The organism is Promicromonospora sp. NPDC057138, from assembly GCF_042670845.1.
GTDB lineage: Bacteria > Actinomycetota > Actinomycetes > Actinomycetales > Cellulomonadaceae > Promicromonospora.
Window position 1 is genome coordinate 1 of record NZ_JBHUUX010000119.1, and the last position, 7,996, is coordinate 7,996.

Annotated in this window: 7 protein-coding genes; 4 read left to right on the top strand and 3 right to left on the bottom strand. The window is 73.3% G+C overall.

Annotated elements, in window-relative coordinates; all coding sequences use genetic code 11:
* Nucleotides 1-81: 81 nt before the first annotated feature.
* Nucleotides 82-738 carry a hypothetical protein gene (locus ACFT2C_RS28660; RefSeq protein ID WP_377210510.1) on the bottom strand — a complete coding sequence of 219 codons (657 nt, stop codon included), beginning with the start codon at nucleotides 736-738 and terminating at the stop codon, nucleotides 82-84.
* 127 nt (nucleotides 739-865) lie between these two features.
* Between ACFT2C_RS28660 and ACFT2C_RS28665 the strand changes: the two genes are divergently transcribed.
* Complete coding sequence (locus ACFT2C_RS28665) at nucleotides 866-3,016, top strand: DEAD/DEAH box helicase (protein ID WP_377210511.1); 2,151 nt, start codon at nucleotides 866-868, stop codon at nucleotides 3,014-3,016.
* A gap of 53 nt (nucleotides 3,017-3,069) precedes the next feature.
* A complete protein-coding gene (locus ACFT2C_RS28670) occupies nucleotides 3,070-4,335 on the top strand; it encodes a DUF418 domain-containing protein (protein WP_377210512.1) in 1,266 nt (421 codons plus the stop codon).
* Here ACFT2C_RS28670 and ACFT2C_RS28675 read toward each other — a convergent pair.
* On the bottom strand, nucleotides 4,332-4,604 hold the full coding sequence (locus ACFT2C_RS28675; RefSeq protein WP_377210513.1) for a hypothetical protein: 273 nt from the start codon (nucleotides 4,602-4,604) through the stop codon (nucleotides 4,332-4,334). The genes ACFT2C_RS28670 and ACFT2C_RS28675 overlap by 4 nt on opposite strands.
* A gap of 190 nt (nucleotides 4,605-4,794) precedes the next feature.
* Between ACFT2C_RS28675 and ACFT2C_RS28680 the strand changes: the two genes are divergently transcribed.
* A complete protein-coding gene (locus ACFT2C_RS28680; protein ID WP_377210514.1) occupies nucleotides 4,795-6,105 on the top strand; it encodes a hypothetical protein in 1,311 nt (436 codons plus the stop codon).
* Between the two features lie 104 nt (nucleotides 6,106-6,209).
* Here the strand turns inward: ACFT2C_RS28680 and ACFT2C_RS28685 are convergent, their stop codons facing one another.
* Entirely contained in the window at nucleotides 6,210-7,478 is a 1,269-nt protein-coding gene (locus ACFT2C_RS28685; RefSeq protein ID WP_377210515.1) for an MFS transporter, read from the bottom strand.
* A 59-nt stretch (nucleotides 7,479-7,537) separates the two neighbouring features.
* Here ACFT2C_RS28685 and ACFT2C_RS28690 point away from each other — a divergent pair, with 59 nt between their 5' ends.
* On the top strand, nucleotides 7,538-7,933 hold the full coding sequence (locus ACFT2C_RS28690) for a MerR family transcriptional regulator (RefSeq protein WP_377210516.1): 396 nt from the start codon (nucleotides 7,538-7,540) through the stop codon (nucleotides 7,931-7,933).
* The last annotated feature ends 63 nt before the right edge of the window (nucleotides 7,934-7,996 follow it).

Genomic DNA, 7,996 nt, shown 5'->3' on the forward strand with positions numbered 1-7,996 from the left:
GCTCCCGTGGTGACCACGGGAGACTCGGACAGGCGCTCTACTTCGGCATACCCCGGTTAGGCATCACCGGCGAGGCGACACTCAGGACTCCAGGCGCTTCGCCTCGGTCTCCGTCTCGTCCGCCTCCTCGTCGCGGCCCTCCTTGCGGAGCGCGCCCGCGAGGGAGCGCATCGACTCGGCGGCGTCGCTCTTCACCAGGTCGGACGACGTCCCGCGCAGCTTGCCCCACAGGTTCATCGCCTCCTCGGCGACCTCGAGCACCTGCGAGCGCTCCTTGCCACCGAGCGTCGACGTCGTGAACGTCTCGAGCGCGTGCTCGAGGACCTCGCGCTGCTTGGTGGGGTCGTCGTCGTCCAGGCTGCGGAAGAGCTGGACGGCCTCGCCGACCAGCTTGGTGGCCGGCTTGTCCTGGTCCTTCGCCGCGGCCTGGCTGCCGAACGACAGCAGCGCCACGGCCAGCTTCGACACGGTGCTGCCGGTCTCGCCGGGCAGCTTCTCCGCGCCCGAGACCACCAGCTCGTGCAGCCTGGCGGCGGTGCGCGTCTCGAGGTTGTCCTCGCGCTCCGGGGTCTCGTCCTGCTCGGGGCCCGCCACCTGCTCCGGGCCCGCTTCACGCTCGGCGACGACCGGCGCCGCCTGCGGCGTCGCCCCTGACGCTGTCACGCCTGGCGCCGTCTCCCCTGCTGCTGCGGTGACCTGCGCCGCCTGTGCCTCCTGAGGCAGTGCGTCCGTGCTCACTCGTTCCTCCTGTCCACGGTGCGACGAAACTACCAGAACGGGCGTTCAGTCCGGTATGCACCACACGTGCGGGCCGACGGCGCGTTCGAGCACCCGCCGCGGCACGCACCCAGTACCGTCAGCCGCCATGGAGACCTGGTCCCGCGCAGCTTCCCGCGACCTCCTCGAGCAGGCCCGCGCCCGGCACAGCCTGGGCACGGACGCGCTGACGGAGCGCGGCGCCGCCCCCGAGCGGGTGCGGGTCGCCTACCGCGCCGTCCGCGACGCCCGCGTGCTGGCCGAGCTCGCCGAGGTGCCCGTCGACCGGATCCGCGAGGTGAGCACCGGGCGCCTGCGGGTCGGTCCGGTCGAGGCCGCCGGCTTCCGCACGATCGCCCAGGTGCTGGGTGCCACGGCGGCCGACCTCGACGCGATCGCCGGCGTCGGGCCCAAGACCGCCCGCCTGCTGCACGACGCCGCGCGGCAGATCTTCGACGCCGTCGACGACGCGCTCACCTTCCGGATCGAGCACGACCCGGCCGACCCGCTCGCCACCGACCTGGTGCGCGCGCTGTACACCCACGAGCAGGTCGCCCGGTTCTTCGACGCGTGGGGCGAGCGGCTCGACGTCGACGTCCCGGAGCTGGCCCGGCAGTCCGAGGTGGGCGCCCTGCGCGGCACCCTCGTCAAGCGGCTCTTCGCCGGCCGCGAGCGCACCGCCAGGGCCGACGCCGCGCTGGAGCGGCTCCGGGTGGTCGTCGAGGGCCTCGACGCGTCGGGCGTCACCGACGCGCTGCGGCGCCTGGACCGCACGCTGACCGACACCTCCGACGCGGAGGTCTGGCGCGACTACGAGGCCCGAGCCGCCGCGTACTTCACCGCGCTGGGCGAGCTCGTCGACCTCGGCATCGACCTGGAGGCCTCGGAGGGCTACCTGCCGGAGGAGGTCGTGGACCAGGTCACGGCCCAGGACCTGGACACCTCGCTCCTGAACGTCTCCCTGCGCGGGTACCAGGCGTTCGGCGCCCGGTACGCGCTGGTGCAGCGGCGTACGATCCTCGGCGACGAGATGGGTCTCGGCAAGACCGTGCAGGCCATCGCGGCGATGGCGCACCTCGCCGCCCGCGGACGCCGGCACTTCCTCGTCGTGTGCCCCGCGAGCGTCGCGGCGAACTGGGCCCGCGAGGTGGCGGCACACTCCCGCCTACCGGTCCGGGTGCTGCAGGGCGACGACCGCGACGCCGCCATCCGTACGTGGGTGGCCGACGGCGGCGTCGGCATCGTCACCTTCCCGCAGCTCGGGCACCTGCGCGCCGACGGGATGCCCCGGCCCGCCCTGCTCGTCGTGGACGAGGCGCACTACGTGAAGAACCCGGCGGCGCAGCGCTCGGAACGGACCGCCGCCTGGGCGCGCACCGCCGAGCGGGTGCTCTTCATGACGGGCACGCCCATGGAGAACACGGTCGACGAGTTCCGCAGCCTGGTGCACTACCTGAAGCCCCACGTCGCGGAGGCGATCGACCCGGCGGCGGGTCTGGCGGGCGCCGCGGCGTTCCGCCGCTCGGTGGCCACCGTGTACCTGCGGCGCAACCAGGAGGACGTGCTCACGGAGCTGCCCGAGCTGGTCCAGGTGGACGAGTGGGAGCGGTTCGGCAAGCACGACGGCGCCGCCTACCGGCGGGCCGTCCTGAAGCGCTCGTTCGCGGACATGCGCCGCGCCGCGTTCGTCGAGGCCCCGGAGCCGACGGCGAAGCTGGTGCGGCTGCGCGAGATCGTCGCCGAGGCGATGGACAACAACCGCAAGGTGGTCGTCTTCTCGTTCTTCCGCGACGTGATCGAGACGGTGCTGGCCGAGCTGGGCCCGCTCGCGATCGGGCCCATCACCGGCTCCGTGCCCGCCCGACGGAGGCAGGAGCTGGTCGACGAGTTCACGCGGGCGCCGGAGCCGAAGGTGCTGGTGAGCCAGATCGAGGCGGGCGGCGTCGGGCTGAACATCCAGGCCGCCTCCGTCGTGATCCTGTGCGAGCCGCAGGTCAAGCCGACGGTCGAGGCGCAGGCCATCGCACGGGCGCACCGGATGGGCCAGGTCCGCACCGTGCAGGTGCATCGGCTGCTGGTCGAGAAGAGCGTGGACGAACGGCTCCTGGAGATCCTCGGAACCAAGGCCGAGCTGTTCGCGGAGTACGCCGGGCGATCCACGGTGGCGGCGGCACCCGGGGCGGCCGACGTCGCCGACGCCGAGCTCGCGCGGCGCATCGTCGAGGAGGAGCGCGCCCGGCTGGGCGAGCCGGCGGCCTGACCCACTTTCACCCTTTCCTCGCGGCCCGGGCTCCGGCCTGTTGAGATGTATCCATGTCGACCACAGCCCTGACCAGGGGACCCGTCCAGGCTGCTGAACGCTCGCCCGCGCCCGACCTCGCGCGCGGGTTCATGCTCCTGCTGATCGCCATCGCGAACACGCCGTACTACCTGTGGGGCCGGGAGATGAACCCCGCGGCCTCGCACCCGGTCGACGGCTCGGCGGTCGACAAGGTCGCGGACTTCCTGATCATCATGCTCGTGGACCTGCGGACCTACCCCATGTTCGCGTTCCTGTTCGGCTACGGGATGATGCAGCTCTACAACCGCCAGTTGTCCTCGGGCACGTCGGAGGCCGGCGCCCGCCGGCTGCTGCAGAAGCGCAACTGGCTGCTGCTCGCGTTCGGGTTCGTGCACGCGGCGCTGCTCTGGATGGGCGACGTGCTGGGCGCCTACGGCCTCGCCGGCCTGCTCATGGTGTGGCTCTTCTTCCAGGCCAAGGACCGCACGCTGCTCGTGTGGACGTGGGTGCTCGGCGGCCTGCTGGCGGTCGCCACGGTGCTCGCAACGATCGGCGCGTGGTTCACGGCGCAGATCCCGGCGGACGACCCCTTGGCGCGGTCGATCGTCGCCGACCTCGCCCCCACCACCACCGACTCGGCGGCTCAGACGTCGTACCTGGCCTCGGTCGTCGACCGGTTGTCGTACTGGTCGCTCGGAACGTTCGCGCAGGGCGTGCTCATGCTCGTGGTCCCGATGATGCTGCTGCTCGCGTTCTGGGCCGGCCGGCGCCGCATCCTGGAGAACCCGGGCGAGCACCTGCCGCTGCTGCGCCGGGTCGCGGTGGTCGGCATCACGATCGGCTGGCTCGGCCCGCTGCCGTCCGCGCTGGACCACGTCGGCGCCATGGGTGTGCCGGACCACGCGGCCTGGGTCTTCTACCCCGTCCAGATCCTGACGGGCTTCTTCGGCGGCCTCGGCTACGTCGCGCTGTTCGGCCTGCTGGGTCACCGGCTCGCCCAGCGCCGCACCGGAGCGCCGTCGCGCAACCTGCTGGTCACGGACGGGCCGTTCGCGGGCGCGGTCCAGGCGGTCGGCAAGCGGTCGCTGACGTCCTACCTGCTGCAGTCGGTGCTGTGCGCGCCGGTCCTCGCAGCGTGGGGGCTCGGGCTGGGCGAGCGCCTCAGCTCGTGGAGCATGCTGCTGTTCGCCGTGCTCGTCTGGGCGCTCACCGTGGCGTTCGCCGTCTGGCAGGAGCGCACGGGCCGGCGCGGGCCCGCCGAGGTGGCCCTGCGCCGGCTGATCTATGGCCGAACCTAGGCCGGGAACGAGTCGACCGCGTCGTCCTCGCCGTCGCCGTCGGTGTCCACGGAGATCGTCCGCGTCCCGCCGGCAGTCTCCACGACGACGTCGGGCCGCCCGTCGCCGTCGGTGTCGTACAGCTCGACGTCGGGGACGCCGTCGGCGTCGTAGTCCTCGAACTGGGCGTCCACCACGCCGTCGCCGTCGGTGTCTGCCACCTCGATGTCGGGGACGCCGTCGCCGTCGAGGTCGTACTTGCCGGGCTTGTCGGCCAGGAACTCGGACACGTGGTTCTCCTTGCTCGTCTACCTGCTCGCGGATGCTCCCCCGATCATGCCCCACGCGAGCCGCTGCCTGGTCCTCATTCCGGACGCTCCGCCGGCTCCGGCCCGCACGTGCCCGACACGGTGCCTATCAACCGAGAAATTCACCCACTTCCCCTCGCGGGTGAAATAGCAGGACGCATAGATTCAGCACATGCTGACCCAGGTACGCAAGACCCGACGTCATGCCGCCCTCCTGACCGCCACCACCTGCGCCCTCGTGATCGCCTCGGGGACCGCCGTCGCGGCCGTCGCCCCGGGCGCCGGTTCCGGCCCTGCCGAGCAGGCCTGGTCCATCGACCTCGCCACCCTCACCGCCGACGACGCCGGGGTGCGCCACTCCGGCGGGGCGCTCCGGCTCGCCACCCCGGATGGTTCGGGAGCCGCGTCGGACGACGCCGACGGCCCCGCCGACAGCCCCGGCGTCACCCAGCGCCAGGAGGCGTCCGGGCAGCTCGTCGCCGAGCCGGTGGTCCTCGACTCCCCCGCGGGCGTCGTCACCGCCGACGTCGACGCCACGGCGCCCGCCGGCACCTCCGTGCTGGTCGACGTCCGCGGGCGGCTCGCCGGCCAGGGCCCCGACTCCTGGACCGAGTGGGTCCCGGCCGGCTCCCCGCTGCCGACGCCGTCCGAGACGGTCCAGGCCCGCGTCACGCTCGTCGGCGAGCCGGACGCGAGCCCCGCCGTGCGGGAAGTCACGCTCACGCCCGAGACGCGCCGTTCCCAGGGACTCCAGGGGGCGGAGACGGAGGCGCAGCCCCTCTCGGGCGAGCGCACCTACACCATCTACGCGACCCGCGAGGGCCTGGTCGGCGGGACGACGGCCAACGGGCACGTCATCACCTCCCGCGACCACTTCGTCGCGCTGCCGTCGCGGCGCGGGCTCTCGTCGAACAGCTCGGGCAGCTACTCGGTCCGGGTCTGCGCCGCGAGCACCGGGCGCTGCGCGTACGCCCCGGTGTGGGACGTCGGCCCCTGGAACACCACCGACGACTACTGGAACCCCGCGGGGACCCGGCAGTCCTGGACCGACCTGCCCCAGGGCAAGCCGGAGGCGCAGGCGGCCTACCAGGACGGCTACAACGGCGGGCTGGACGGGTTCGGCCGCCGGGTCCTCAACCCGGCCGGCATCGACCTCGCGGACGGCACCTTCTGGGACGCCGTCGGGCTGACCGACAACGCCTGGACCACCGTCACCTACCTGTGGACCGGGACCGGCCCGAGGGGCATCGTCCGCACCAGCGGCGGGCCGCTCACGGTGCGCTCCGGGCCCGGCACCAGCACGGCCGCCGTCGGGCAGGCGGGCAACTACGCGAACGTCGTGATCGAGTGCACCGCGACCGGCACCACGGTGACCGGGACCTACGGCACCAGCAACGTGTGGGACCGGATCGGGCCGAACAACTGGGTATCGGACGCCTACGTCAACACGGGCTCGTCCACCCCAGTAGCCCCTGCCTGCTGACCCTCCCCCACCTGTCAGACCCGCAGCGACGTGTCAGAAGTACAGGTCACCCGGGTGACCTGTACGTCTGACACGTCGGTGCGGGTCTGACAGGTCGGCGGCGATCAGGCGCGACGGACCGTCACCGCCAGGCCCAGCGCCGCCACGCCGACCACCACGGCGCCCAGCAGCGGCAGCGCCGACACCCCGGAGCCTGCCACCACGAACGACGCCAGCGCGGCCCCGACGGCGATCCCGCCGTTGAACAGCACCGGGATGAGCGCCCCGGCGAACGAGCGCCGCTCCGGCCCGGCCAGCCGCAGGATCAGCGTCTGCGCGAAGGGCGGCAGGCCGCCCGACACGACTCCCCACGCCACGACGACGGCGACCCCGAGCACCGGGCTGACGTCCGCCAGGCCGAGGCCCAGCACCGCCAGTGCGGTGGCGGCCACGCTCACCACCAGGGCGGGCCCGCTCCGGTCCCCGAGCCGCCCCGCCAGCGCGACACCCACCGCCGAGGCGAGCCCGAACACCAGCAGCAGCGTGCTCATCCCGCCCGGCAGGGCCTGCGCGGGCGCCTCCGTCAGGCGCGTGATGTACGTGTACGCGCCGTAGTGGCCCACCAGGACAAGCGCGACGAGCGCCGTCACCGCGAGCAGGCGGCCCATGCCGCGCGGGGCGCCGGCGCCGCCGTCCGCGCCCTGGGTGGCGCCGTCCGCCGTCGTCCCGGGAGCGGCCGCGCGGGCCACCACCAGCCGGACCGCCGCCGCGCTCAGCAGGCCCAGGACCGCGAGGGCCCAGAAGGCGGCGCGCCACCCGGCGGCGTCGGCGACGAGCCGGGCCAGCGGCGTGCCCACGACCATCCCGAGGGTCGCCCCGCCGAGCACGACGGCGATCGCACGCCCCAGCAGGCGGTCGGAGACCAGGTCGGCGACGTGCGCGTTGGCGGTCGCCCACAGCAGCCCGACGGCGGCCGCGCCCACCATCCGCGCGCCGACCGCCACCTGGAACGTCGGGGCGAGCGCGGTGAGGGCGGACGAGAGGGCGAGGGCGGCCAGCCCGCCGGCGATCACCGAGCGACGGTCCCACCGGCGCGTGAGCCGGACCAGCGGGAAGCTCAGGACCACCACCACGGCCGCCCACACCGAGACGAGCAGGCCGGTGCTCGACTCGGCGACGCCGAGACCCGCGCTCATCTGCTCGAGGACCGCGGTCGGCAGCATCTCGGCGGTGACCATGAGGAGCGTGCTGGCGCCGAGCACCAGCAGCGAGGGCCACGGCAGGACGTCGGAGGGGTGCGCCCCAGGTGAGGTGCCGCGAGGGAGGTCCGGGACGTCGTCGCGGACCGGTTGAACCACTGGTGTCGTGCCTGCCGCAGTGCCTGTTGTCTCCATGTCCGCAACGCTAGAGTTTGACACTGGTGTCAATGTCAAGGCTCTGTTCGGAGGCAGAAATGAAGATCGGTGAGCTCGCCGCCCGGACGGGTGTGACCACCCGCCTCATCCGGTACTACGAGCAGCAGGAGCTGCTCGACGCCGACCGCGCGCCCAACGGCTACCGCACCTACACCGAGGCCCACGTGGAGCGGGTGTCGCGGGTCGCGGGCCTGGTCCAGGCCGGTATCCCGACCCGGCTCGTGAAGGTGCTGCTCGACACCGAGGACGCCGCCGCCCGCGCGGAGCCGACCTGCCCGCGCGAGGTCGCGGAACAGCTCGCCACCGAGCTGGTCGGCGTGCAGGCGCGCATTGACTGCCTCACCAAGAGCCGGGACGCGATCCGCAGCTTCCTGACGGCCACCCAGCACGAGGTGCTGCTCCAGGAAGCACGAGAGCCCGCGATAGCCGTCTAAAGCACTTTCCGCGAAGTAGAGCGCCTGTCCGAGTCTCCCGGTGACGCCGGGGAGCCTCGGACA